This window comes from Rhodococcus sp. NPDC060086, assembly GCF_042730275.1.
In the GTDB taxonomy this organism is placed as follows: domain Bacteria; phylum Actinomycetota; class Actinomycetes; order Mycobacteriales; family Mycobacteriaceae; genus Rhodococcus.
The window spans coordinates 300,509-325,516 of sequence record NZ_JBHWWZ010000001.1 but is presented as its reverse complement, the minus strand read 5'-3'; the positions used below and the strand labels follow the sequence as shown (position 1 = coordinate 325,516).

26 protein-coding genes are annotated in these 25,008 nt (G+C 64.5%); 13 read left to right on the top strand and 13 right to left on the bottom strand.

Annotated features, from left to right (window positions below; translation table 11 throughout):
- Positions 1-59 precede the first annotated feature (59 nt).
- Complete coding sequence (locus ACFWB0_RS01585) at positions 60-755, top strand: MspA family porin (protein ID WP_378488641.1); 696 nt, start codon at positions 60-62, stop codon at positions 753-755.
- Positions 756-1,222: 467 nt separating this feature from the next.
- On the opposite strand, the gene ACFWB0_RS01580 is transcribed toward ACFWB0_RS01585, so the two are convergent.
- The gene (locus ACFWB0_RS01580) at positions 1,223-2,128 is read right to left on the bottom strand and encodes a phosphotransferase (protein ID WP_378488640.1); all 906 of its coding nucleotides are present in this window, start codon (positions 2,126-2,128) and stop codon (positions 1,223-1,225) included.
- Between the two features lie 42 nt (positions 2,129-2,170).
- Positions 2,171-2,839 carry a pyridoxamine 5'-phosphate oxidase family protein gene (locus ACFWB0_RS01575; RefSeq protein ID WP_378488639.1) on the bottom strand — a complete coding sequence of 223 codons (669 nt, stop codon included), beginning with the start codon at positions 2,837-2,839 and terminating at the stop codon, positions 2,171-2,173.
- A gap of 81 nt (positions 2,840-2,920) precedes the next feature.
- Here ACFWB0_RS01575 and ACFWB0_RS01570 point away from each other — a divergent pair, with 81 nt between their 5' ends.
- The 3 genes from ACFWB0_RS01570 (at position 2,921) to ACFWB0_RS01560 (ending at position 6,219) form a co-directional block, all read left to right on the top strand.
- Positions 2,921-4,366, top strand: a complete 1,446-nt coding sequence (locus ACFWB0_RS01570; RefSeq protein WP_378488638.1) for a PLP-dependent aminotransferase family protein — start codon at positions 2,921-2,923, stop codon at positions 4,364-4,366.
- Positions 4,367-4,467: 101 nt separating this feature from the next.
- Positions 4,468-5,235 (top strand): hypothetical protein, encoded by a 768-nt coding sequence (locus ACFWB0_RS01565; protein WP_378488637.1) that lies wholly within the window; start codon positions 4,468-4,470, stop codon positions 5,233-5,235.
- A 138-nt stretch (positions 5,236-5,373) separates the two neighbouring features.
- A complete protein-coding gene (locus ACFWB0_RS01560; RefSeq protein ID WP_378488697.1) occupies positions 5,374-6,219 on the top strand; it encodes an SGNH/GDSL hydrolase family protein in 846 nt (281 codons plus the stop codon).
- A 16-nt stretch (positions 6,220-6,235) separates the two neighbouring features.
- Here the strand turns inward: ACFWB0_RS01560 and ACFWB0_RS01555 are convergent, their stop codons facing one another.
- The 3 genes from ACFWB0_RS01555 to ACFWB0_RS01545 all read right to left on the bottom strand — a co-directional run bounded on the left by ACFWB0_RS01555 (position 6,236) and on the right by ACFWB0_RS01545 (position 8,155).
- Positions 6,236-6,835: a DUF2510 domain-containing protein gene (locus tag ACFWB0_RS01555; protein ID WP_378488636.1), complete on the bottom strand. Its 600-nt coding sequence runs from the start codon at positions 6,833-6,835 to the stop codon at positions 6,236-6,238.
- An 82-nt stretch (positions 6,836-6,917) separates the two neighbouring features.
- The gene (locus ACFWB0_RS01550) at positions 6,918-7,622 is read right to left on the bottom strand and encodes a DUF4352 domain-containing protein (RefSeq protein WP_378488635.1); all 705 of its coding nucleotides are present in this window, start codon (positions 7,620-7,622) and stop codon (positions 6,918-6,920) included.
- A gap of 32 nt (positions 7,623-7,654) precedes the next feature.
- Complete coding sequence (locus ACFWB0_RS01545; RefSeq protein WP_378488634.1) at positions 7,655-8,155, bottom strand: hypothetical protein; 501 nt, start codon at positions 8,153-8,155, stop codon at positions 7,655-7,657.
- A gap of 136 nt (positions 8,156-8,291) precedes the next feature.
- Here ACFWB0_RS01545 and ACFWB0_RS01540 point away from each other — a divergent pair, with 136 nt between their 5' ends.
- Positions 8,292-11,486, top strand: a complete 3,195-nt coding sequence (locus ACFWB0_RS01540) for a type I restriction endonuclease subunit R (RefSeq protein WP_378488633.1) — start codon at positions 8,292-8,294, stop codon at positions 11,484-11,486.
- Positions 11,487-11,501: 15 nt separating this feature from the next.
- On the opposite strand, the gene ACFWB0_RS01535 is transcribed toward ACFWB0_RS01540, so the two are convergent.
- Positions 11,502-12,395, bottom strand: a complete 894-nt coding sequence (locus tag ACFWB0_RS01535) for an aldo/keto reductase (RefSeq protein ID WP_378488632.1) — start codon at positions 12,393-12,395, stop codon at positions 11,502-11,504.
- Between the two features lie 57 nt (positions 12,396-12,452).
- On the bottom strand, positions 12,453-13,460 hold the full coding sequence (locus ACFWB0_RS01530) for an ABC transporter substrate-binding protein (protein ID WP_378488631.1): 1,008 nt from the start codon (positions 13,458-13,460) through the stop codon (positions 12,453-12,455).
- A 230-nt stretch (positions 13,461-13,690) separates the two neighbouring features.
- Here ACFWB0_RS01530 and ACFWB0_RS01525 point away from each other — a divergent pair, with 230 nt between their 5' ends.
- From ACFWB0_RS01525 to ACFWB0_RS01515, 3 genes are all read left to right on the top strand, one after another.
- On the top strand, positions 13,691-15,253 hold the full coding sequence (locus ACFWB0_RS01525) for an FUSC family protein (RefSeq protein ID WP_378488696.1): 1,563 nt from the start codon (positions 13,691-13,693) through the stop codon (positions 15,251-15,253).
- A gap of 54 nt (positions 15,254-15,307) precedes the next feature.
- Positions 15,308-15,652, top strand: a complete 345-nt coding sequence (locus ACFWB0_RS01520; protein WP_378488630.1) for a CD225/dispanin family protein — start codon at positions 15,308-15,310, stop codon at positions 15,650-15,652.
- A gap of 117 nt (positions 15,653-15,769) precedes the next feature.
- Complete coding sequence (locus tag ACFWB0_RS01515; RefSeq protein ID WP_378488629.1) at positions 15,770-16,288, top strand: helix-turn-helix domain-containing protein; 519 nt, start codon at positions 15,770-15,772, stop codon at positions 16,286-16,288.
- 23 nt (positions 16,289-16,311) lie between these two features.
- Here the strand turns inward: ACFWB0_RS01515 and ACFWB0_RS01510 are convergent, their stop codons facing one another.
- A complete protein-coding gene (locus tag ACFWB0_RS01510; RefSeq protein ID WP_378488628.1) occupies positions 16,312-16,443 on the bottom strand; it encodes a hypothetical protein in 132 nt (43 codons plus the stop codon).
- Positions 16,444-16,455: 12 nt separating this feature from the next.
- Between ACFWB0_RS01510 and ACFWB0_RS01505 the strand changes: the two genes are divergently transcribed.
- Positions 16,456-16,644, top strand: a complete 189-nt coding sequence (locus ACFWB0_RS01505) for a DUF86 domain-containing protein (RefSeq protein WP_378488627.1) — start codon at positions 16,456-16,458, stop codon at positions 16,642-16,644.
- A 159-nt stretch (positions 16,645-16,803) separates the two neighbouring features.
- On the opposite strand, the gene ACFWB0_RS01500 is transcribed toward ACFWB0_RS01505, so the two are convergent.
- From ACFWB0_RS01500 to ACFWB0_RS01490, 3 genes are all read right to left on the bottom strand, one after another.
- The gene (locus ACFWB0_RS01500; RefSeq protein WP_378488626.1) at positions 16,804-18,210 is read right to left on the bottom strand and encodes an amino acid permease; all 1,407 of its coding nucleotides are present in this window, start codon (positions 18,208-18,210) and stop codon (positions 16,804-16,806) included.
- The gene (locus ACFWB0_RS01495) at positions 18,203-19,456 is read right to left on the bottom strand and encodes a Glu/Leu/Phe/Val dehydrogenase dimerization domain-containing protein (protein ID WP_378488625.1); all 1,254 of its coding nucleotides are present in this window, start codon (positions 19,454-19,456) and stop codon (positions 18,203-18,205) included. Before ACFWB0_RS01495 ends, ACFWB0_RS01500 begins: the two co-directional genes overlap by 8 nt.
- Before the next feature lie 141 nt (positions 19,457-19,597).
- Complete coding sequence (locus ACFWB0_RS01490) at positions 19,598-20,107, bottom strand: Lrp/AsnC family transcriptional regulator (protein WP_378488624.1); 510 nt, start codon at positions 20,105-20,107, stop codon at positions 19,598-19,600.
- A 187-nt stretch (positions 20,108-20,294) separates the two neighbouring features.
- Here ACFWB0_RS01490 and hppD point away from each other — a divergent pair, with 187 nt between their 5' ends.
- On the top strand, positions 20,295-21,500 hold the full coding sequence (gene hppD, locus ACFWB0_RS01485) for a 4-hydroxyphenylpyruvate dioxygenase (RefSeq protein ID WP_378488623.1): 1,206 nt from the start codon (positions 20,295-20,297) through the stop codon (positions 21,498-21,500).
- Between the two features lie 36 nt (positions 21,501-21,536).
- Here the strand turns inward: hppD and ACFWB0_RS01480 are convergent, their stop codons facing one another.
- Positions 21,537-22,073 carry a helix-turn-helix transcriptional regulator gene (locus ACFWB0_RS01480; RefSeq protein ID WP_378488622.1) on the bottom strand — a complete coding sequence of 179 codons (537 nt, stop codon included), beginning with the start codon at positions 22,071-22,073 and terminating at the stop codon, positions 21,537-21,539.
- A gap of 128 nt (positions 22,074-22,201) precedes the next feature.
- On the opposite strand from ACFWB0_RS01480, the gene ACFWB0_RS01475 reads away from it, so the two are divergent.
- Positions 22,202-22,624: an Hsp20/alpha crystallin family protein gene (locus ACFWB0_RS01475; protein ID WP_378488621.1), complete on the top strand. Its 423-nt coding sequence runs from the start codon at positions 22,202-22,204 to the stop codon at positions 22,622-22,624.
- 99 nt (positions 22,625-22,723) lie between these two features.
- A complete protein-coding gene (locus ACFWB0_RS01470) occupies positions 22,724-23,017 on the top strand; it encodes a hypothetical protein (RefSeq protein ID WP_378488620.1) in 294 nt (97 codons plus the stop codon).
- Between the two features lie 228 nt (positions 23,018-23,245).
- Here the strand turns inward: ACFWB0_RS01470 and ACFWB0_RS01465 are convergent, their stop codons facing one another.
- The gene (locus tag ACFWB0_RS01465; RefSeq protein WP_378488619.1) at positions 23,246-23,689 is read right to left on the bottom strand and encodes an SRPBCC family protein; all 444 of its coding nucleotides are present in this window, start codon (positions 23,687-23,689) and stop codon (positions 23,246-23,248) included.
- Positions 23,690-23,846: 157 nt separating this feature from the next.
- On the opposite strand from ACFWB0_RS01465, the gene ACFWB0_RS01460 reads away from it, so the two are divergent.
- A complete protein-coding gene (locus ACFWB0_RS01460) occupies positions 23,847-24,974 on the top strand; it encodes an NDMA-dependent alcohol dehydrogenase (protein WP_378488618.1) in 1,128 nt (375 codons plus the stop codon).
- The last annotated feature ends 34 nt before the right edge of the window (positions 24,975-25,008 follow it).

Below are 25,008 nucleotides of genomic sequence, written 5' to 3'. Positions count from 1 at the left end.
CTGCAGCCTGTTCGCAACGCTCGTTGCAACGTTCTACCTCTACGGAACAGGGAGATGCGATGCGCAACAGAGTGTCCTGCACATGGAGGAAATCGACCCTGCGGCTCGCCGTGGTCGGCGCGGCCGCGGCCCTCGGTGTCCTCGCCCACCCGGCCGCCGCGACCGCTGCCGTCGACAATTCCCGGACCCTCCCTCTCGAGGGCGGCCGGGCGATCGAAGTGCAGCAGGCCGACACGTCGATCCAGATGTATCCGCCGCTCGACAGTTCACCGCTCAGCGTCGAGTTCTTCGCCGACGGCGCCACATCCGTCCGGATCACAGGGTATGACGCGGCGCAGGCGCGGGGTACAAAACTGACCGTCGGGTATCAGATCGGTTATCCGGTTGCGCTGCCCGGCGCGGTTGCTCACGTCATCACTCCGGGCCTGGGTATCGGAGGCGGGAACAGCGCCGACCTCGGGGTGGAGCTCATTCCCGACCTCGCGGTGGGGTTCGACCTCGGCACGGGAAACAACTGGAACGCGTCGATCATCCCGGAGCAGGAACTCGAGGTCGAGCTCGAACCCGGCGGGATCACCGAGGTGCCGATCGTCGAAGACCACACATTCGACGGCGATACTGCCACGGTGCGGTTCGCAGGTATTCACGGCTCGGTGTCCGGCGCGCTCGGTCCGGTCACCATCCGTCCGTACGCCAAGGCCGTGACTTCGACCAACGATGTCGTCATCACCTACGGTGCGCCGCACCGGCTCTGACTCTCTCGGCGAGCGGAGAAGGCACAATCGAGGGCGTCGACGAGCTCCACATCGTCTACTCGACCTGAACGAGAGCCTCCTCGGTGAATGGGTCGAACTCGAGCGACACAGGATCGCCGCCGCCCAGTCCCAGGGCGAGAAGCCTATGGACGCGGCCGAGCACGCTGAGACGCTCCGATTGCTAAGGCAGGTAAGCGAACTCGAGAAATGCAACACCTTCTTGGTGGAATTTTCGTCGGGCCGATCTCGAAGTCAAGATCACCGAGGTCCACAAGGAGTCGACAGGGTATTGCTCGATCTCGGCTACGTGTGTGTCGGGGGGAACCGCTGGGAAGCTCGATCGGGATATCCCTGCAGCGTCCCGGCCGTGGATCTGGTTGTGCCGTCTATTCAGCAGGCCCGCCGAGGACCTATGTTCCCTCATTGCGAGGGATCATTACAGGGCATGTGACTCGATCGCATCCACACTATCCGCCGAGTAGCTGGGCGATCATCTGGTGCCCCTCGGCCTCGAAAGCCTCGTCGCCCACTTGAAATGCCCACACGGCGTTCCCGACGGCGGCGCGAATGCGTTGCCGGAACCAGGCATTCGGCTCGCGCGGGTCGGTGCCGTAGCCGCCCAGAAAAGCGTCTTCAGCGCCTGGAATACGGATGAACTCCCGTGCCGCCAATCTGTCGAAGTCTTCGATAGCAGGTCGAAGATCCGTCCGCCCGAAGTCGATCACCCGGACGATCCCGTCGTCGATGATCCAGTTGCGGGTATGCCAATCTCCGTGAGTGGGCACCATCGTGGTGGTGGGAGTAGGCCAGGACCGGATCATCGCCCGCAGGCGCTCAGCGACGTCGGGTTCGATGCGGTGAGGCGCTGCAAGCCAGCGCAACGATTTGTCGTTGGCGCGCCGCTCGTACCCGTCGTCCTCGACGCTCTCCTGTGCGTGAAACGCGGCAAGTAGTTGCCCGGCCTGCGCGTACGTGTCGAGGTTCGACATCGCGGCGTCGCCCTGGACGAGCTGTCCCGGTAGGAATTCGGTCACCACGAGCTTGGCGTTGCGGTCCGAGTGGACCATCCGAGCGGCACGACCTGTCGCGACCCACGGACCCGTCCACGTTTCGTGAGCCCGGATCTCGCGGGCGATGTGATGATCCGCTGCGCCGCCGGCCTTGACGACGAACCGGCCCTCGGGTGTAGCAATCTGCAGAACGGTGGTCTCGACGAGATTCCAGCTCATGTCGGCGACCACGTCGAACCGGGGGAATCGGTGACGCAGTGCTGTTTGTTGCGGCTGGGTCAGGCGGTCGAGTGCGGCGAGCATGAGCATCCACTTTACGGGAACTGGCTGATTGCGGGACTGCAGCGTCGTGCGTGAGCACACGCTCTTTCCTGTGGCCGCCGAATTCAAGGCAACTGTCAAGGGTCAGTGGGTGCCGACACCGGTCGGTTCGTGCGAGGCAGCCGATCCGAAACCAGCGATCAGGCGCTGCACCGACGTGGGAAGTGGCGCGTCGTCGGATATCCATGGCGCCGGAATCGGAGGCTCGGCGACGGTGCGCAGCGGCACCACCCCGGCCCACGGACCCGGCGTGTCCGTCCGGGTGGGCGGCGCATTCCGTGCCTTCACTGTCCATTGCCGGGGCAGGATCGTCAGCGCCAGGGCTGAGGTGGCGGCAAGTTGCTTGCCGGATGGGCCGGGAACCTCGGCGCTGCGATCGGGAATCAATGTGTCGGACAGTCGGTTTAGCGCATCGAGCGCATCCTTCCCGCGGAGTTGTTCGATGGTGCCGCGGACCACTGCCGACCGGTAGTTGGCCGACGAGTGGTACAGATCCTCGGCGACGACGATGCCGTCGAGGAGCATCACGCTCACGGCAACGGGTGCCCCGGCTGCGACGTGCCGCAGCGCGCCGGCTCCGGTGGAGCCGTGCAGCAGAATCCGGTCGCCATCGCGGGCGTAGAACATCGGCACCAACCACGGCTGTCCGTCGAGCACAGTGGCGAATGTGCAGGTCGACGCGGCATCGAGCACGTGATCGAGGTCTTCGCGGTCGGTGCGGGCGCGGTCGGGGTAACGAGTCAGGGTGTCCATGACATCAACTCTGCCGGGAATCTGGACCGGAGAACAGATCCAGATTCCAGCAATAGTGGCAGACCAGTATTGTGGGCAGGCGTGCCACGCGTATCTCCTCCCGTCCACCTGCCGTTGGTCGTGCCCGACGGGAAGGCTCCGCTGCGACACCGCATTGCGGAAGCGATCGTCGAGCAGATAAGGCTCGGTCACCTGCGGATCGGTGACGCCCTCCCGTCATCGAGGGTGCTCGCCGCCGAGCTGGGAGTGGCGCGCGGCGGAGTTGTCGAGGCATACGACGAGCTCGCGGCCTCGGGCTTCGTCGTTGCCGTGGCCGGGTCCGCTACCCGCATCGCCGCAGGGGCCGACACCGCTGCGCGCGCGCACGCGCGACCTCATCCCGTCGCTCCTGCTGCGGCACCAACGCCGCGACCCCACACCAGATATGCCCCGGCAGTCGTCGATCTTCGTCCAGGACTCCCCGACACCGCACTCATCGCCGAAGCTCCATGGCGGCGGGCCTGGCGCCGAGCTGCGAATACAACGCCGACCGCCGGGAGCGTCGACCCACTGGACCACCCCGAGCTTCGGCGTTCTCTCGCCGCCCACTTGCGCAGAAACCGCGGAATCGCGCTGATCCCGGACGATCTCGTGATTCTTCCGGGGGTTGCCGCAGCCACGCGTGTCCTCGCGGTGGCCGCAGAGCTCGACGGACGTGATGTTGCCTTCGAGGATCCCGGATACCATCGCGCGCGCCGCGCGCTGGTCACCGAGGGGGCTCGTATCCGACCGGTTCCCGTCGATGGTGACGGATTGCCTCCACATCTCCTCGCCGACACCGATGCCGCCGTCTATTGCACACCCGCACACCAGTATCCGCTGGGATCGCGTATGCCTGTCGCGCGTCGCGCCGAGCTGGTGGAGCGGGCGAGCGCTGCGGGAATGCTGGTGATCGAGGACGACTACGACGGCGAGTTCCGGTACGACGTGTCGGCGCTCCCGGCTCTGCGCAGCGTCGACGGCGGTCGCGACTGTGTCGCCTACCTCGGAACCGCGTCGAAGATCTTGTCGCCGGCGCTGCGTCTTGCGTGGCTGATCCCGCCGGACCCGTTGCGCGCCAGCATTGCCGAGGCGGTTACTGTGTGCGGCGAGGGCGCGAACGCGGTGTCGGCACTCGCCCTCTCCGCCTTCATCGACGACGGCTCCCTGACCCGGCATCTCGCGCGGACGGCGCGCACCTACCGGGCGCGCCGCGCTGCGTTCGTCGACGCACTACGACGAAAGACCGACGACCTGGACGGGGTGCACGTGGCGGGCATCGATGCAGGACTGCACGTCGTGTTGAGCCTGCCCGATGGCCTCGACGATGCCGCGGTCGCAGCAGCGGCCGAACAACTCGGGGTCCGTACGACCCCGGTGTCGACGCAACTCGCAGGTGATCAAGGGCCACGTGGGCTGGTGTGCGGCTATGCGTGCCTGCCCGAATCCGCAGCGGGGGAGACCGCGACGGTGATCGCGGCGGCGGTGCGGCAGATGGTCGCCGGGTAGATGTGACGGGGCAGTCGGTAACGGTGTGGTCACCGGGCCCGATTTCATCTGCGAGGTCACGCCGACCATGTGCGTGTCGCCGGGTAGTCGGAGGAGCACACTTGAAGCCCTATCTGAGGGTTCTCGCGGGGATGTTCGCGGGCATCACGCTGTGGCTGGCGATCGTGGAACTGATCAACGGCAACGTCGTCCCAGCTCTTGTCCAGTGGATGTTCACGGTCGGTCTCGTCTACCTCGCCATCGGCAAACTGATACGGGAACATCGCGCCAGAGCCAAAGCCGAGCGCGACTCGCTCGCTGCCCGAGCGGAGGCAGGGCACCGCGCGTTCTTGGCGGGACATCCCGCAGCGTTCGCGCCTCCACCTCCACCGCCGCCGCCGTCGAAGGTGCGCCGCGGTGTCGTGATCGCCGCGGTTGTTGCAGCCTTCTTCGTACTCATCGGGATCATCAGTGACATCTCCGACGGGCTCGATGCGCCATCCGAGGACGGTGCGGTCACGACGCCGCAGTCTTCCTCTCGTGCCGCCGCACCAGCGACGTCGGTAGCCCCGATATCAACGGAGGCGGCGACCACGGCGCGCACCGTAGCGCCGACGACCACGGTCGCCGCCGCAGCAGTGACGACGGTCGCTGCATCGACAGCGGTCATGCCCGCCGTGGTGTGCATGGACCTCCAAGCGGCACAGGACACGATTCAAGCTGCCGGCGTGTTCTATTCGCGGAGCATCGATGCCACCGGCGAAGGACGCCCGCAGGTGCGGGACCGCAACTGGATCGTCGTCGACCAGGCGCCGCCGGCCGGTGCACTGTTCGGTGAGGGCGACGCCGTTCTCTCGGTCGTCAAGGAAGGGGAGCCCAATGGTTGCTGACTCGGTGGTTCGATTCGTAACGAGCGTGAGGGCGGCCGATCTCGTTTACCCTGCCGCAACCGCGTCCTTACCGGATAATGCAATTTCGTGAGCGTTGATGTATCTGAAGCAGCCGGAGGACGAAACCCGATCCCCGCGGTGCGCGCGTTGGTCGTGGCGACAATCGTTGCTGCGATCGCGGTGTTGTCGAGTCCAGCGTTGGGCTCTGCGGACACACACGTCCGCTACGTTGCCCTCGGCGACTCACGGGCGGCCGGACCGCATCTCGACGCCGCTGCGTGGCTCGATGGGTGTGCGCGATCGAACCTGGGATACCCGGGTGTGGTGGCGCAGATACTGCACCCGGAATCGTTCACGAACGTTTCGTGCACCGGAGCACGCACCGAGCACATCACCTCTGTTCCGCAACAGACGTCGACAGGGCCGGTGCCGCCTCAGCTCGACGCGCTCGGACCCGGCACCACACTCGTCACAGTCAGCGTCGGTGGCAATGACATCGCCTGGCCCCAATTGATTTCCGCGTGTTACACCGGCGCACCGCTTGTCGATGCGCACTGCCGGAGCGATCCGGCGGTGGCGTCGCGAATGGATACTGCGCTCGGTGCACTCGGTCCGAAAGTGACCGCAACGCTCGGAGTCATCGGCCAGCGGGCACCGAACGCGCGAGTTCTTCTCGTCGGCCACGGCGGCATCTTCGGCACCCGCGGATGCTGGCCCAACATCCCCACCAGCGACGCCGACGCAGCCTTCGTCAACGGGTTCTTCACAAGGATGAATCGTGTACTGGCAGGCTCAGCTGCCAGCGCCGGAGCCCAATTCGTCGACGTCACAGTCGGGGCAGGCGGCCACGACGCATGCGCCTTACCCGGCAACAGTTTCTTCGAGGGGCGGTACCCGCTGTCGCTGGCAAGGCCCTTGCACCCCACCGAGGCCGGGATGCGGCACATGGCCCGGCGTGTGGTGGAGGTGCTGCAGGCCGGCTGACGATCTTCGGAGCACACTACGACGACCCGTACCCGTACGTGTATTTGCCGGTGGACCAGTTCATCGTTGCGTGGTAGGTGTAGCCGCGCATCCGTCCGCCGCCGACATCCTCGTTCGCCACGAAACACTCGAATACGGTGGTGGTTTCACTCAGGTTGTCGGTCGATCCGCCATTGACCGGTGAACACGTCACCGACAGCACCGGGCCGTCGAGCATTCCTTCTGCGACGTGTTCGTTCGCCATCTCCTCGATGCTCGATTCGATGCCCGACACACTGAACTGCCGTGATGCGCGCTCCGTCTCGTCCCGGCTCTCCTGAGCGGCTTTCTCTGCCGCGACACGCTCGGCCTCCTGGTTCGCGGCCTCCTCCGCAGCGGCCACCTGTGCGGCGACCTGAGCGTCGTGGTTGAGCTTCCACGACACGGTGCCGCCCACGATGATGAGGAGGATGATGACCAGCGTGACCAAGATCGGCTTCTTGCGGATCTTCTTCTCGGGAGCGCCACCGGCCTCAGGGTCGGGCAGGTCGAGCCATGCGGCTCCGTCCCAGTAGCGCTGTCCGCCGTCGGGATTCGGGTACCAGCCGGCGGGTGCCGGGGAATTGTCGGGAGACATCGAAAGAGTCCTTCCAGGAAAGGCAGAGGGAGCACCGGTGCGCCCGACCCCTCGTCGAGCGCACCGGCAGGGAGAGGGGGAACTACTGCAGTGAGACGGTGACTCCGCCGGAGAACATGGAGTCGTGCAGTTCGATCGCGGTGGGGACGGCGTCCGCGGGCATGTCGAATACGACGGGCATCGTGACGGTGTTGCCCGGGTTGATCTCATCCCAGATCGGCACGTCCGAATCCAGGTTCAGCGCCGCCGAGGAATCGGGGCCGAAAGTGCGTCCCTGCTCGTCGATCAGCTTCTGGTCGCTGGGGCTCAGTCCCTTCGGCGCGTCGGAGATGTTGCTGACTGTCATCGTGACGATCACGAACTGCCCCTGGGCGTCTTTGGCCAGGAACGGGTTGTCGCCCAGGGTGGTGACTCCGGTCTGGACGCCGGTGACGACGAACTCGAACTTGCCGTCGCGCACGGGCATGTTCATCGATGCGGTCGTTTCTTCGGGTTCGGGGGCTTCCGCTTCAGGTGCCTGTGCGGCGGGGGCGTCGGCCGCAGGTGCCGCGACGCCCGGGTCGGAACCGCCTGCCGGTTCCTCGTCGGTGCCCGACACGGACACGACGACGAACAGCGCGACGACAGCGCCGACGATCCACGGCCACTTCTTGCGCTTCTTCGGTTCCTGCGGCGCGGGCTGCAGGTTCGGTGCGAACCCTCCGGACTGCTGCCACCCTGCCGGCTGCGTCGGATGCTGAGGGTTCGGCTGCTGGATACGCGGATCGGGCTGGTTGGGCATGGTCATGACAGGCCTCGTTTCTCGAGAAGGTTGATGGATCAGTTGCCGAGAGTGAGATGCACACCCGAATCGGCTTCGGTCTCGTTGTAGGAGACGGACCCGCGATGGGAGATCTCCACGTCGTAGGACGCCGCGCCGCGCGGCACCTCGGGGACGGTGAAGAAGAAGGTGCAGAAGTTTCCTTCGCTCACGCTGTGTGTGAGCGAACCCGTCGCGAGCAGGGCTCCGGCGGCGTCGGACACCCGGACCGCGGCGGTAGGAGAGATATCGTCGTAGCCGCGGGCGCCTTCGCACTCGAATCCTGACGTGCTGCTGGAAGCGGCGCCGTCGATGAGGGTGACGGTGCCGCTGATCGCGAACAGCGGGGTTCGATCTGCCACGACGAAGCCCGTAGCGATGAGTGCCCCGACCATCGTTGCGGCACACACGCCCACCGAGAAACCCGGCCAGAAGCGGCTGCCGGCGCCGTCGCCTGCGGTGCGACGGTCATCGGCGTAATAGTCGGGAACGGTGGTCGCAGGAGCGAACTGAATGGTCACGGCGATCTCCTGATCAAGTAATCGGAACACCTGAATCGTGCGTTCCGACAGGAGCCGTGATCCATTCTCGGCCTGATAACCCCCATTATCGGATGCTGCTGTCGCTCCTTCTCGAAGAAGCTTCTAAATTGTGTGCATGGCAGACGTTTTGGACTTCCCCGGGCGCTTCAACGAATCGGTGTGGGAACAGATGGCACTCGAGACATTGGGCGAGCTCGGGTGGCGATACATTCCCGGCGCCGATATCGCTCCAGGCTCGGGCGAGCGCACCTCATGGGACGATCTCCTCGTACCCTCGCGTTTGCGCGCCGCCATCGTCGGACTGAACCCGAACGTGCCCTCCAGCGCCGTCGACGACGCCGTTGCGCTCGTGGCGACGGCCGGCTCGACCGACGCGATCGCGGAGAACCGGACCATCCACGAATATCTCACCGAGGGTCTGCGCAAGATCTCCTACACCGACGACACCGGAGTGGAGGTCACACCGACAATCCGGCTGGTGTCCATCGATCCCGACGACAACGACTGGTTCGTCGCCAGCCAGGTCACCGTGATCCGCAGTGACTACGAGCGCCGCTTCGATCTCGTGCTGTACCTGAACGGTATGCCGATCGCCGTCGTCGAACTGAAGAATGCGGGCAGCGAGTGCGCCAGCCTCCCTGACGCCCACGCTCAGCTGCAGACTTACCTGCGTGAATTCCCGCTTGCCTTCCGCTACGCGGTGATGGCTCTTGTCTCCGATGGGATCACCGCGTCGTACGGCACTCCGTTCACTCCTTTCGAGCACTTCTCCCCGTGGAACGTCGACGACGACGGTGCTCCCGTCGAACCCAGCGGCAATCATCATCCGCTCGACACCGCGCTGTTCGGAATCTTCAATCAGGAACGGTTTCTCCAGCTCCTCCGCAACTACACCGCATTCGACGAAAGCGAGAACGGTCTACTCAAGCGAATTGCCAAGCCGCACCAATATTTCGCCGTAGCCAAGGCTGTAGGTTCCACTGTGGTCGCCGTCGGTTCCGGCGGTAAGGCCGGCGTCGTCTGGCACACCCAGGGCTCCGGAAAGTCCATGGAGATGGAGCTCTACGCCAATCAGGTGATCCGTCATCCGAAGCTCGCCAACCCGACGATCGTGGTGATCACCGATCGCAACGAGCTCGACGGCCAGCTCTACGAAACCTTCGCCCGGTCGCAGCTGCTTCCCGAACAGCCCAAACAGATTCGCCGACGCGAAGAGCTGCGCCAGGAACTCTCCGGCCGCACCACCGGCGGCATCTACTTCACGACCCTGCAGAAGTTCGGGAAGAGCAGGGAGGAACGCGAGGCCGGGCTCAGTCACCCCGAACTGTCCGACCGCCGCAACATCATCGTGGTCGTGGACGAAGCTCACCGCAGTCACTACGACGACCTCGACGGATACGCGCGGCACCTGCGCGATGCACTCCCGAACGCAACCCTCATTGCGTTCACCGGAACGCCGATCTCCTTCGAGGACCGCAATACTCGTGCAGTATTCGGCGACTACATCGACGTCTACGACCTCACCCGCGCGGTCGACGACGGCGCAACCGTCCCAGTGCATTTCGAGAGCCGACTCGTGAAGGTGTCGTTCGCAGGCGAGATCACCGAGGAGCAGATCGACGCGTCGGCCGACGAGCTCACTGCGGGCCTCGACGACACCGAGCGATCACGCATCGAGAAGTCCGTCGCCGTCATCAACGCCGTCTACGGCACGCCGGCTCGACTCCAGATGCTTGCGGAAGACCTCGTCGCGCATTGGGAGCGTCGTCGCTCGCAGATGGCGAAGTTCGTGGGCTCGGAAGAGAATCCGACAGCCCCAGGTAAGGCGATGATCGTCGGTGCGACCCGTGAGATCTGCGCCAACCTCTACAAGGAGATCGTGGGGCTCCGGCCCGACTGGCACTCCGACGAACTCTCCGCCGGTCGCATCAAGGTCGTGTACTCCGGTGACGCGACCGACAAGCCACCCATCAGCGACCACGTGCGTCGCGATTCCGAGAACGCGGCAATCAAGAAGCGTCTCAAAGACATCGACGACGAACTCGAACTCGTCATCGTCAAAGACATGATGCTCACCGGATTCGACGCTCCACCGCTGCACACGCTGTATCTCGACCGGCCGCTCAAGGGCGCGCTGTTGATGCAGACCCTTGCTCGTGTGAATCGCACTTTCCGTGGCAAGCAGGACGGCTTGCTGGTTGCGTACGCACCTGTCGCGGACAACCTGGCGGACGCACTGGCCGAGTACACGGCCTCCGACCGCACGACCAAGCCGCTCGGCCGACCTGTCGAAGAGGCGGTCGACGCAGTGAAGAACTGCATGACGATCCTCGACAACATGTTGCACGGATTCGATTGGCGAGCGCACCGAAACGCCCCCGGACCGCGGGCATGGCTCGACGCGGTTCTCGCGACCGTCAACTTCGTGCGAGACAAGCAGAACCCGCAGAACAAGGTGGCCGAGGGCGAGAAGAGCCTCTCGGCCCGTTTCCGGGAGCACGCGTCGCAGTTGTCGCGGGTGTGGGCGATCTGCAGTACCCACGAGGAGGTGCAGCCACTCGCTCGCGACGCGCGCTTCTTCGAAGAAGTGCGGGTGTACGTGGCGAAATACGATGCTGCCGAGCGGCAGGCGAACGGTGTCGCGGTGCCCGAGGACGTCAAGCGGGCTCTGCGTGCGCTGATGGCTGCATCCGTGGAATCCGGTGAGGTGCTGGACATCTACGACGCAGCCGGGATGCCCAAGCCGTCTCTCGCAGACCTCAACGCGGACTTCCTCGAACGCACTCTGCAGGCGAAGAACCCGGCCCTGGCGATCGAAGCACTGCGCAAGCTGGTGTCGGAGGAATCCCGCAAGGTGTCGCGGCACAACCTGGTGCGGCAGCGAGCGTTTTCGCAGAAGCTGCAGGAACTGATGATCAAGTACACCAACAGCCAACTGACGTCGGCCGAGGTGATCGCGGCACTCGTCGAGGTCGCGAAAGAGGTTCAGGCCGAAGCGCAGCGCGGGCAGCGATTCGACCCACCTCTCGGCGATCACGAGTTGTCGTTCTACGACGCAGTGTCCCAGAACGAGTCGGCGTTGGATGGGATGGGAGAGGACGTTCTCGCGCAGATCGCCCGCGAACTCGTCGGAGTCATGCGGCGCGACATCAAGACGGACTGGAAGGTGCGCGAGGACGTCAAGGCCAAATTGCGGTCGCAGGTGAAGCGCTTGCTGACCCGCTACAAGTACCCGCCGGACCGGCAGACCGGAGCGATCAAACTGGTGCTCGAGCAGATGGAGGCGATCGCACCCACCATGGCGGCGTGAACCGCCACTCGCCGGTCAGGCTTCGGGGATTGCTCTGCCGAAGGTTTCGAGGGTGATCGCCTCGGGTTCGGGGCCGCCGCGCACTCCGGTATCGAGAGCGTCGATCGAGGCCAGTTCGGCGTCGGTGAGCTCGAAATCGGTGACAGCGAAGTTCTCGGCGATGCGGCTCGGGGTGACCGACTTGGGGATCGCGGACCGGCCCTGCTGCAGGTGCCAGCGCAGCATTACCTGGGCGGCGGTCTTGTTGTGTGCGTCGCCGATCGCGCGGATGGTCGGGTCGTCGAGGGTGCTGCTGTTCTTGCCGTCGCGGTAGAAGGTGATGCCACCGATCGGCGACCAGGCCTGAGTGAGGATTCCGTGTGCCCTGTCCGCGGCGAGCACGGTGGGCTGCCGGAAGTACGGGTGTACCTCGATCTGGTTGACTGCCGGTGTCACGGTGGCGGTTTCGAGTAGTTGGTCGAGGTGCTCGGTCATGAAGTTGCTGACGCCGATTGCGCGGACCTTGCCGTCGGCGAGCAACGTCTCGAGGGCTCGGTAGGCCTCGCGTGTCAGGTCGAACCGCCAGGGGAGTGCCTGGTGAAGGATCAGCAGGTCGAGTTGATCGACGCCGAGTTTGCCGGCGGCCTTGTCGAAGGCGTGCAGGGTGGCGTCGTAGCCGTAGTCGCTGATCCAGACTTTGGTTTCGATGAAGATGTCGGTGCGGTCGAGGCCGGATCGGCGGATGGCTTCGCCGACTTCCCGTTCATTGCCGTAGGCGGCCGCAGTGTCGATGTGCCGGTAGCCGGTCCGAAGTGCAGTTTCGACTGCTGCGACGGTCTCGTCCGGCGGTGTCTGGAAGACGCCGAAGCCGAGTGCGGGCATGGTGATGCCGTTGTTGAGCGTGAAGTCAGGAACTGTGTTCGTGGGCATGGTGGCCACGATAGAAGTGTTTCGCGGGGCGGGGGAAGCGTGAGGTTCGCGGAGACGTCAGGAGCCGAGCATGTCCTGAAGATCGTCGAGCACGAGCATCGCGCCGGTCGGGCCGAGGCCGAGGAACCACGTTTCGTCGCTGACGCGTTCCACTCGACCCTCCTGGACAGCCTCGATCTGGTTCCACAGCGGTCCCGAGACGACTGCTGCTTCGCCGGTGTCTTCGGGGCGGCCGTAGCTGGTGTAGAAGATCTGGTCTCCCGCTGCTTCCGTGATCGTTTCGGGGCTGACCTCGACGGCCAGCTCGTCGATGTCCTGGATCTCGGGGCGGGGGAGTCCGACATCCTGCAGGATCACGCCGATGAACGACAGATTGCCGTACAGGCGGAGCTTGCCCGACATGAACCGGACGAGCGAGATCGTGGGATCTCCGTCGATCGACTCGCGTACCTCGTCGGCGCGCGTCTGGTAGTTGTTGAGGACCTCCACCGCCTTGTTCTCGTCACCCAGTGCGTCCGCAACGAGGAGGAAGTTCTCCTTCCAGGGGAAACCGGGGCGGATGCTGAACACCGTCGGCGCGATCTCCGAGAGCTGTGGGTACAGCATGTCGGCACGGAGTTTGCTGCCGATGATCAGGTCGGGCTGGAGCGCACTGATCGCTTCGAGATTGAGGTTGTTGATCGTTCCGACGGTGGTCACGCCGTCGAGGTCGTCGGCGAGATAGGACGGCTGCCCTGAAGCACTTTCCGGGTTGGCCAGTCCGACGGGGGTGATACCGAGCGACAGCACGTCGTCGAGTTCGCCGCTGTCGAGCACGACCACGCGCTCGGGCTTGCTTTCGATGACCGTGTCGCCGAGGGCGTGGGTGACGGTGCGGGGGAACACGCCGGGTTCGGCGTCGCTGCCGAGCTTGGCAGTTTCGCTGTCGGCGGTGCTGAACTGCGCCCCACCTGTCGCGACATCGGCGTTGCCTGCCCCTGGGCTCGGCGTGTTCGACGTGCCGCAGGCGGCAAGGAATACGGTCGCGAGAGCCGCGACGCCGATGCGTGACAAAATTTTCGACATGTAGGTGAGCCTAAGTTATCGGGATCGTGCGGTGGTGCGCGCACCCGAGCGCAAGCAGAGAACCGCTCGACGACGGTGTTCGGCGTGAATTGTGACTCACCGCCCCTCGAGGATTCGGGGATCGATCCGATCCTTTCCTAGGCTGGACGGTTGTGTCGAAGACAACGGAAGAGCAGCAGATGACGGGCACCGACCTGCCCCTTCCCACTCCTGCCTCGCCGTTGTCGGCCATGCTGGCCGTGCCTCCCCGCGGACGCCGATGGCCGGGTGCTGCACGCGCCGCGCTGGCGGTCGCGTTGCCCGGGCTCGTCGGTATGGCGGCGGGGTTCGGTTCGGTCGCCGCGGTCGCGACCCTCGGAGCGTTCGCCGTCGTCTACGGCGAAGGCAGACCGTACCGGGTGCGTTGGCGGATCGTCGCGATCATCGGAGCAGTGATCGTTGCTTTGGTGGGTATCGGCGCAGCCGTCGGCTCGGAGGTCCACCACGTCGTGATCGCGGGTGGTTCCGCGTGGTGGTCGATGGCGGTGGTGCTGGCCATGACACTTGTCGTGGCGGCGTGCGCGTTCGTCGTCGATGCGTTGCGGCTCGGCGCACCCGGAGCGTTCCTGCTCTTGTTCGCCTTGGAGATCGCGTCTGCTCTGCCCTCGGCAGGAGTCTCTGTTGCGTCGATCGTGGGGTGGACGGCGGTCGGTGCGGGCACGGCGCTCGTGATCGCGATGTCCGGTGTGGTGGTCCGGCCTCGCACTCCGGAGCACATGATGGTCGGTGCCGCGGTCGCCGCCGTCGACGCGGTGCTCGCGGAGAATTCGCCGACGTGTCGCCGCGCCGCGGTCCACGAGCTGCATGCTGCGTGGCAATGCCTGCACGATGCGGGTCTCGCAGGCTCGGGTCATGTGCTGGCGCAGACGCTGTATGACGCTCACCTGCGCTGCGCCGCGCTTCTGCACAGTGACCGTGAGGTCGAAGCCAACCCGGCAGACGACCTCGGACCGCAGATCCCGTTGCGCCGGCCGTCGATCCGTTATCGACTCGCTCGCGCGGCACATCTGCGAGCCCGTTCGACGACCATCGTGGTGTGGTTGCTCGTCGCCTGCCCGACGGCCGGGGTGATCGCGGTTGCGCTGGGAGTCGGTCGGCCGGACTGGGCGGTGATCACGGCCGCGATGATCCTGCACCAGGGGCCGGACCGCATCCTCGGCATGTACCGGGCTGCCCACAGGTTCGCCGGCACCGTGCTCGGCCTCGTACTGCTGACGGGTCTGGCGTTCTTCGATCTGAACGGTGCTGCGCTCGTCGTGGTGCTGATGTTGGCGATGGCCGGGACCGAGAACTTCCTGGTGCGGAACTACGGACTCGCGATGGTGTTCATCACGCCACTTGCGGTGATCCTCGGGTCGCTCGGAACCCCGGTAGACCTGGTGACCGCTGCTCGGGACCGCTTCTTCGAAACGGTCGTCGGTGTGGCTGTCGCATTGGTCGTCATGTGGTGTGTGCTGCCGCGCGCACATCGCCGGACCTTGACGTTCGCGGACGGCCGGATCCGCGACACCCTCTCGCGGATCGCCTTCGAGACAGATGGCGCAGAGCTGTCCGAGTTGCGTCGCGACCTCGAGTTCGACCTGCACGCTTCCACCGCCGCAGCCATCACGGCCGCGCACAGCGACCCGGCATGGGCCCGCGAACACTGGCCGGAGCACCGCCGCCTGCACGAACTCGGCTACCGGATCCTGACGGCGTCCGACCCCAAGCAATTTTCCGGTCGAGGGAACCAAACAGGTCTCCGGCGCATCTAAGCATGTGACGGGGGATCACGACCTTGCCTCCGCAGACACGCATACGGAGGAAGAATGACCCAGCAGTTCCAGCAGCACGGTTTCCAGCCCGGTGCGGCGCCCGAGTACTCACGGCCGCCGTTGCCCGCACAGAACACGGGCTGGGCTGTCGCGGCACTCATCTTCTTCTGGCCGCTCGCATTCTCGGCGTTCCACAATTCGTCCAAGGTGTTCCCGCTGTGGATGATGGGTGACTACGAAGGCTCCCACCGTGCCTCGGCCCAGGCGAAGAAGCTGGGGAAGATCTCGCTGATCATCTGCGCGGTTTTCACGGTGCTGCTAGTCATCCTGTACGTCGTCATTTTTGCTGTGGCGATGGCGAGTGTCGAGGCGGTGACGGATTACCCGTCGTATCGCTGAGCCGTTCGGTCCGGACCGAGATGTGATGTGACAGCACAGCCATGGTGAACAGGCCGATGGCGAGAGTGGGGAGGGCGATCCGAGCGAATGTATCCCTCGCTACGTTGAAGGAGACGGGTGTACCGTTCGCTCAGGCTTGCGGACGCGCCGATAACAGATTTTGTTATCATGACGTTCGTGACTGGTGCATTTGGTGACTTCGTGCGTGCCCGCAGGGGCATTCTCGGTCTCTCTCAACGCGATCTCGCGGCTCGTTCCGGACTGAAGCAGCCATTGATTGCAGCGATCGAAAGCGGACGACGCGAGCCGTCCGAATCGGCGCGGACCGCGTTGACCGAAGCGCTTGCCGTGCGACCGTCAGTAGCGTTGGCGATGCGGCGTGACGAGGTGATCGCGGTCTTCGCGCGGGCGAATCTACCCCAGCCGCAGGTGTTCGGATCGGTGGCGCGCGGCGAAGACGAACCGACGTCCGATCTGGACCTGATCGTGAACTTCACTGATGGACACGACATCATCGACCTGCTGGCGCTTCAGGATGCCCTCGAAGATCTGCTGACGGTGCGCGTGGAGATCGTCGATGGCAGGGACACAGGAAAGGTCCTGGAGAACGCGCGAACAGAATCGGTTGCGCTGTGAATGAACCCGTATCCGGGCGAGGCTCACGAGTACGTCGACGGCTGGAAGACCTCTCGGATTTCGCCGCCGATGCCGCCTATACCGTCGGCCTCGGCGTGGATGCGTACCTCGAGGACAGTGCGCCCGGGAGAGTCCTCCGAAACAATGGTCGGCATATTCTCATCCAGGTGGCTACCGTCGTCGAGAAGCTACCGGACGCGTACAAGGCGGCACATCCCGATGTCGAATGGTCGGCGATCGGCCGGATGCGGAATCTGATCGCCCACCACTACGACAAAGTCAACGATCGTCTCGTCTACACCACCTTGGCGACGCGGATACCTGATCTCGGCGACAAGCTCGGTCTGGTCGAGTGATCGATCGGACGTTCCGGTGAGCGTGCGCGACGCGACGTATTCGGGGAGCGTGTCGAGTGCGCGCGCGACCGGGTCGTCGGGATCGGTGGAGTTGGGCCACGACGCGGCGAAGATGTTGTAGGTCTACCTCCCGAGTGTCTCGAGAGGTAGACCCGGCGGCTATCGGAGACTCATCGCTTCGGTCTTCCGACGGTGAAGGACCGTGCACGTCCCGGCGATCGCAGCGGTGAGTGCACCGGTCGCGAGCAGCTGAGTGCGAGCGGCACTGTCGAACAATGCGAGTATCACGATTCCGGCGAGCAGACCGAGCGTCGCATACGACAGGTACGGGAAGCCCCACATCTTCAGTGGCAGAGTATCTTCGGTGCCGTCGCGCCGAGCTCGACGACGCAACACCATGTGCGACACGGCGACGAACGTCCACAGCACCAGAATGGTGGAGCCGACGGCATTGAGCAGTAGCGGCAGCACCTTGTCGGGGTAGGCGTAGTTCAGGCCGACGGCGATGAATCCGAACGCCACCGAGGCGAGGACCGCATTGCGCGGGACCCCGTTCTTGGAGGTGCGTCCGAACGCTGGATGCGCCGAACCCCGTTGCGAGAGTGAGAAGATCATCCGTGATGCACTGAACAGCATCGCGTTGAGCGACGACAGCAGGGCCACTACCACGATCACGGTCATCACCGCAGCGGCTCCCGGCACAGCACCGGCCTGCAGCACCGCAACAAACGGTCCGGTCGCGAGATCGTCCGACGTCCACGGCAGGATCGTCACCATCACCAGCACGGAACCGATGTAGAACACGAGGATTCGCCACACCAGGGTGCGCACAGCGCGGCCGACGTTGCGTCGCGGATCAGAGGTTTCGGCGGCGGCGATCGCGATGATCTCTGTGCCACCGAATGCGAAGACGACGATCAGCAGACCGGCGGCGATCCCCGCGATGCCGGTCGGCGCGAAACCGCCGTGGGCTGTGAGGTTGGCGAAACCGGTGGTGTCGAAGGTGGGCATCCACCCTGCGATCATGGCGATACCGACCGCGAGGAACGCGACGATTGCGGTGATCTTGATTGCCGCGAACCAGAATTCGACTTCGCCGAAGCGTTTGACGCCGACGAGATTCACGCCGGTGAGCACGACCATGTAGAACAGCGCCGACGCCCACTGCGGGACCCCCGGCAGTGCTACCGCGGTGATCGCCGCGGCCCCGGTCGCTTCGGCGGCAATCACGATGATCACCTGAATCCAATAGAGCCAGCCGATGGTGCGTCCGGCGACCGGGCCCAGCGCCGCTTCGGTGTGGGTGGAGAACGCACCGCTGGCCGGGTTCGCCGCCGCCATTTCGCCCATCATCCGCATGATGAACACGACGAGCACCGCCGCGACCAGGAACGAGATCAGGATGGCGGGGCCCGCGACCGCGATTCCCGCGCCCGACCCGACGAACAGGCCTGCGCCGATCGCACCGCCGAGACTCATCATGACGAGCTGGCGCGGTTTCATCGCGCGATGCAGACCCGCCGGTTCGGCCGTGGTGGCAGGCGCGGCGACGAGGGTGTCAGTCATCGATGCGCTCCCCTGCGGGTACGAGTTGGTCGAGGGCGATTTCGAAGGCCGTCGCGGCGAGTCCGGTGAGCTCGGGAGAGCGGTCGTGGCAGCGCCGCAGCGCGGTCGCGATGGTGTTGGAGACATCACCGAAGATCGCCGCGTCGGACACCTCCACCTCGCCTTCCATGAGTTGGGCGAACGCGCGGGCCATACCGCAGTTGGCGATGAAATCGGGGATGACGGCGACGGACTTGTCGGCGTGCTCGTAGGTGGGGCCGTAGAAGATCTCGTCGTCGGCGAACGGAACGTTGGCACCGCTCGCGATCACCTCGAGTCCGGCGCTCACCATCCGGTCGACCTGCTCGCGGGTGACGAGACGGCTTGCAGCGCAAGGGAGGAAGATCTCGGCGCCGAGGTCCCAGATATTCTCGTTCACCTCGGCGAAGGGAAGCATGCGGTCGCTGCGCAGGGCGTTGCCGTTGCGGGTGAGCAGCAGTGTGCGGATCTCGTCGAACGACAGGCCGCCGGGCTCGATGATCCCGCCGTCACGGTCGATGATGCCGACGATTCGAGCGCCGGCCTGCGCGAGGTAGTAGGCGGCCGCGGCGCCGACGTTGCCCCAACCCTGCACGATGACGCGCTTTCCCTCGAGATCATTGCCGGGATGGAGGCTTTGGTGGTGGCGCATCGATTCGGCGACACCCCACCCGGTGACCAAGTCGGCGACAGTGTATTTCGCATCGAGGGCAGGAGTGAACCGCAAATCCTCGACGACCTTCGCGACACCGAGTCGCAGTTGGCCGACGCGCTGGATGCGCTCGCGCTCGTCGTTGCCGAAATGTCCTGTGACAACGCCTTCTTGGGGATGCCACAGGCCGTTCGCTTCCGTGATCGGAACGACCTCGGCCATTTCGTCGACATTGAGGTCGCCGCCGGTGCCGTAGTAGGCGCGCAGCAGAGGTGTGACGGCGGCGAACCAACGTCGGAGGACGCCGTCCTTGCGTGGATCGGAGGGGTCGAAGTCGATGCCGGACTTCGCGCCACCGATAGCAGGCCCGGACACGGTGAACTTGATTTCCATGGTCTTCGCGAGGGATTCGACCTCGCGGCGGTCGAGTCCGCGTCGCATACGGGTACCGCCGCCGGCCGCTCCGCCGCGCAACGAATTGATGACGACCCAGCCGCGGGCGGTGGTGTCGGTGTCGTGCCACTCGAAGACGATCTCGGGAGCTTTGTCTTCGAACTTCGTCAGTAGGTTCTTCATGGGGAAGAACTGTGACGGCAGTAACAATCCGCACGCAACTGCGGTTCAGGCAACTGCGCAGCGTGCGGAGGTTCGGTTGAGTGATAGGGCGATTTTCTGTGCAATTCGTCCAGTTATGCGGGTACGGCCCGGGTGATCGGGTCAGCGGCGATACGCGGGTGCCTTCGCCGATCGTTCGGGCTCGAGGGTTCGTAGCAGCGGCATTGCGCGGTAATGCACCACCTCCGATAGCACCATCACGCTCGTCGACCGGGCAACGATCGACGAGCGGTTCAATTCGATGAGTGTCTGCTGCAGTCCGATATGTGAGTCGGCGCCGATCCGGCACAGGATGTCGCCGGCGCCGGTCGTGGCGAATGCTTCGAGCACTCCAGGGATCGCTTCGAGCACCTCGGTCACTGCTTCGAGTGCGCCTTGGACGATCTCCATCGTCACGAATGCCTGGACCTCGAATCCTGCTGCAGCCAGGTTGATCCGGGGTTCGTATCCTGCGATGACACCGGTGTCCTCGAGGCGTTTGAGCCGAGCCGAGACCGTGGCGCGCGCGACGGTCAGCCGGCGGGACAATTCGAGCGCACCGACCTTCGGATCGGTGTGCAGCGCCTCCAGGAGGGCGAAATCCAACTCGTCCAGTTGCACGGGCTCACGCATGGCCGGTCCTTCCCATTGAGCCGCAAATTCTAGACCGATTGTATAGCTGAATGCGGGTTGTTCGGTGGATTCGAGCCATCGCGACCAGTTGTACGAGGCGACGTTGCGCGACCCCGTTGGGTGGGTTTCTCCTGGTGATACACGACACACGGAACGGTGCCGCGGACGGCGGCAGGAGGTTCAGGACATGACTCTCGAATACACCCTCACCGACAGTGAGAAACTCGCCCACCTCGACGCCGACGAACTCCATCGGCTCGTCGGGCTCGTCGAATACGACAGTGACAGCGACCCGTTCCCGGTGAGCGGCTGGGATGCGGTGGTGTGGGTGGTCGGCAACGCGACGCAGACCGCGCACTACTTCCAATCCGTCTACGGAATGGAACTCATCGCCTATTCCGGACCGAACACCGGTAATCGCGACCATCATGCATTCGTATTGCGCAGTGGTGCTGTACGTTTCGTGATCAAGGGTGCGGTCGACCCGAACAGTCGGCTGATCGAACACCATCGACTCCACGGTGACGGTGTTGTCGACATCGCGCTGGAGGTGCCCGACGTCGACAAGTGCATCGAGCACGCTCGTCTGCAGGGCGCAACGATCCTCGAAGAGCCTCGCGACGTCGCCGACGAAAACGGCACCGTACGCACCGCAGCGATCGCGACGTACGGCGATACTCGCCACACGCTCGTCGACCGGTCACGTTACAACGGGCCGTACCTGCCCGGCTACGTCGAGCGCACCTCCACGTTCCGTAAGCGTGATGGCGCTCCGAAGCGGCTCTTCCAGGCGCTCGATCACGTGGTCGGCAATGTCGAGCTCGGCCGGATGGACGAGTGGGTCGGCTTCTACAACAAGGTCATGGGATTCACGAACATGGCCGAGTTCGTCGGCGACGATATCGCCACCGACTATTCGGCCCTCATGAGCAAGGTGGTGTGCAACGGCAACCACCGCGTGAAGTTCCCGCTCAACGAGCCGGCGATCGCGAAGAAGCGGTCGCAGATCGACGAGTACCTCGATTTCTATCGAGGGCCGGGGGCGCAGCATCTTGCGTTGGCCACCAACGACATTCTCACCACGGTGGATTGGTTGCGCCGCGAGGGCGTCGAATTCCTTGCCACTCCCGACGCGTACTACGAGGACCCGGAACTGCGGGCTCGTATCGGTGAGGTGCGAGTGCCGATCGAGGAGCTCAGGAAGCGTGGGATCCTCGTCGATCGCGACGAGGACGGCTATCTGCTGCAGATCTTCACCAAGCCGATCGGTGATCGTCCGACGGTGTTCTTCGAACTGATCGAGCGGCACGGGTCTCTGGGCTTCGGCAAGGGCAACTTCAAGGCGTTGTTCGAGGCCATCGAGCGGGAGCAGGCTGCGCGAGGAAATTTTTGAGGACACCTGCGCCCGCGACGACGTAGTCGGGGCGTGTCAGTGATGATCGCGTTCGGCGGCGTCGGATGTACCTGTTGAGCGCCCCGAGCGCTGGCGCTGAGCGGAGCTCTGTCGCCGGCGGGACCTCGCCGAGTTTGCCGCGGTCCGGGGGAGTGTGTGCTTCCCCCCGGGGGATATTGCGGTGTCTCCGTCTTCGAGCAGGCCCTGCGTTCCACTATGTTCCGGGGCGGTCGGGGGCGAGTACTCGGCGCGTAGCTGCGCGTTGTCTGCTTTCAAGCGGCGGTTGTCGCGTTCGAGTTCGTCGGTGCGGAGCTCGAGCTCGAGGACTCGGCCGATGCCGACGAGGTTGACTCCGGCATCGATGAGCTCGGCGATGCGCTGGAGCCGGGCGAGGTCGTCGTCGCTGTAGCGGCGGGTGCCGCCCACGGTACGGCCGGGGGTTATCAACCCGTAGTCCTCGTACAATCGCAGCGCCGCGGCCCCGAATCCGGAGAGCTCAGCGGCTACCGAGATACCGTATACACCACGAGCAGAAGATGATTCGGTGTGGTACCGATCGGATCGGTCTGACATTTTCTGCTCCAATCGGGAATTTTCTGCTGAACCCACTTGTCATGATATATGCAAGATGCTATAACGAATCTACAGCATCTGCTGTAGTTTACCTGGTGGAATGAACAGCGTTTCAGGAGGTGGACGCGATGTTGATGCGTACCGATCCGTTCCGAGAACTCGACCGACTGACACAGCAGATCCTCGGAACCACAGCCCGTCCGGCCGTCATGCCGATGGATGCCTGGCGTGAGGACGACCGGTTCGTAGTGGAGTTCGATCTGCCCGGCGTCGATCCCGACTCGCTGGATCTGGACGTCGAGAAGAACACCTTGACGGTCCACGCCGAACGGCCGGTGCTCGACGAAAGCCGGGAAATGGTCGCGGCCGAGCGTCCGCGCGGCGTGTTCAGTCGTCAGTTGTTTCTCGGTGAGAACCTTGATGCCGACAAGATCGAAGCGAGTTACGAGGCCGGCGTCCTACGCTTGATGATTCCGGTTGCTGAAAGGGCCAAGCCTCGCAAGATCGCCATCACCAACGGACATTCCGAGAGAAAGGCAGTCACCGCCTGACGGATGTGGAGGGGAAACGTCCGCTGGGGCGCGGCAGCGAGGCGTGTGGGATGACGAGCGAGCGGCGTGATGATGCGATGTGGAAGGAGGTGAACGACGATGACATCGGCAACCATGGAGATCGAGGCGGACATCGACGTAATGGCGGAGATCCGTGCGCGTGAAGTGATCCGTCCGTGGCACGAATTGGATTATGCAGCGTACGTGACTGATTCGGACCGCATTCTCGCCGACGCGCTCACACCGCATGCTGCGGCAATGCTCATGCGGTTGGCCGCGGCGCAGCCCGACGCGCCGCGCCTGCACTGCCCTGCTTCGGTGAGCTGGTCGGTGTCTTCTTGCCCGGTTCCCGAGCGGCAAGCGACGCAACGCTCACCTCCGAGATCCGAATGAACCGATGACGCACACCGCCCGGCACCGCCGACTATTCGATGTGTACGTTACGGCGTCAACCATATCCGTCGCCTCGTCGACCGGCTGACGGATCTCTGGGGCGCAGGGCCACCGAAGGTGGAAGTCACTTGTCGGCCGTGCAGGGCGGCCAGTGCTTTGCGATGAGTCGACACTGGGCCGTGCTGCAGGCCCGAGCTCGGCTCGGGCGCACATGATGATCGGGGATGGTTACGTCAGGTTCTCGAGCTGGGAACGCAAGGCCTGCTCGGTCTGCCGTACGGCCGTGCCCACAATGGGCTCGATGAGTTTACCGAGGGCGCGGCCGGCCAGGCCTCCGGGAAGTTCATAGCCGAAGACGACGTCGAGCCGGGTCTGCTCGTTACCGAGTTCGGTGAATCGCCACGAGGATAACGTGCGGAACCCCGAGATCGACGACAACACGATTGCCTTGCTGCGGTCCCATTCGACGATCTCGACGCGGGAATCGAGATTCTTCGGGCCGACCCGCATGGTGGCATCGAACCTCGCCCCGAGGCCGTGGGTCCGGTCGCCGACCGGCTCGAATCGGGCGACACCGAACATCCAGTCGGGGACGGTGCGGTGGTCGTCGATGTAGCCGAAGGCGACGTCGACGGGGACTGTCGCGACGGCGCTGTGGCGGACCTCGATCATGGTGGACGGATTCCCTTCGAAGCGTGTTCCTGTTACCGAGAGTAGCTATTACTTTTAGGCGCGGGAAGGGATGTGTCCGAAATTCTCCCCGAAACGTCCGGAAACCTGTTTCACTCACCGGTGGATCACATGGTTCCCCATGACGCAGGAGGCTTCGGTGAAGGTAAAAGCAGCAGTCATCAAGGGCGTAAACCAGCCGTGGGAGATCGAGGAGATCGATCTCGGTGACCCGGTGGCGGGTGAGGTGCAGGTCAAACTCGCGGCGTCCGGACTGTGCCACTCCGACGAGCATCTGCGGACCGGGGCTTCACCGCTGCCGTCGTTCCCCGCGCTCGGCGGTCACGAGGGCGCGGGGGTGGTCACCAAGGTCGGGCCGGGCGTGACCAGCGTGGAGGAGGGCGACCACGTCGTTCTCGCGTTCATCCCGGCATGCGGACGGTGTCGCTCGTGCGCGAAGGGGCTGCAGAACATCTGCGACGAAGGTGCAGGCCTCCTCACCGGAAAGGCGATCTCCGACAAGACCAATCGGGTGACGCTGGGCGGTGAGCCTGTCATTCAGATGTGTCTGCTGGGAACCTTCGCCCCGTATGTCACTGTCAACGAGGCCTCGGTCATCAAGATCGAGAAGGATATTCCGCTCGACAAGGCGGCGCTCCTCGGGTGCGGCGTCGCGACCGGGTGGGGATCGGCGACGGCCATCGGCGGCACCAAGGTCGGTGACGCGGTGGTGGTCATCGGTGTCGGTGGCGTCGGTATCAATTCTGTGCAGGGCGCCGCGCACGCGGGTGCGCGCTTCGTGATTGCGATCGACCCTGTCGAATTCAAACGGCAGAAAGCGAAGGAGTTCGGCGCGACGCACGTTTTCGCATCGCTCGAGGAAGCCACTCCTGTGATCGGTGAGATCACCTGGGGTGCCATGGCCGACGTCACGATCATCACCGTCGGTGAAATCCACGGCGACATGATTGCACCGGCTCTCGCGGTGACCGCGAAGGGCGGTCAGGTGGTGGTCGTCGGCATGGGTGATGCGAGGGATATCGACGTCAAGATGAGTCTGTTCGAGCTCACCTTGCTCCAGAAGCGGGTGCAGGGCGCGATCTTCGGCGGGGTGGGGCCGCGTTCGCAGATCCCCAAGCTGCTCGAGCTGTACCGCAACAACCAGCTCGACCTCGACGGTCTCGTCACCAAGACGTACAAGCTCGAAGAGATCAACGAGGGCTACGCCGACATGCTCGCAGGCAAGAACCTGCGCGGTGTCATCGTCTACGGCGACGACGACTACTGAGGCTGCGAAACCGGCCGTCCTTTACCGTGATGTC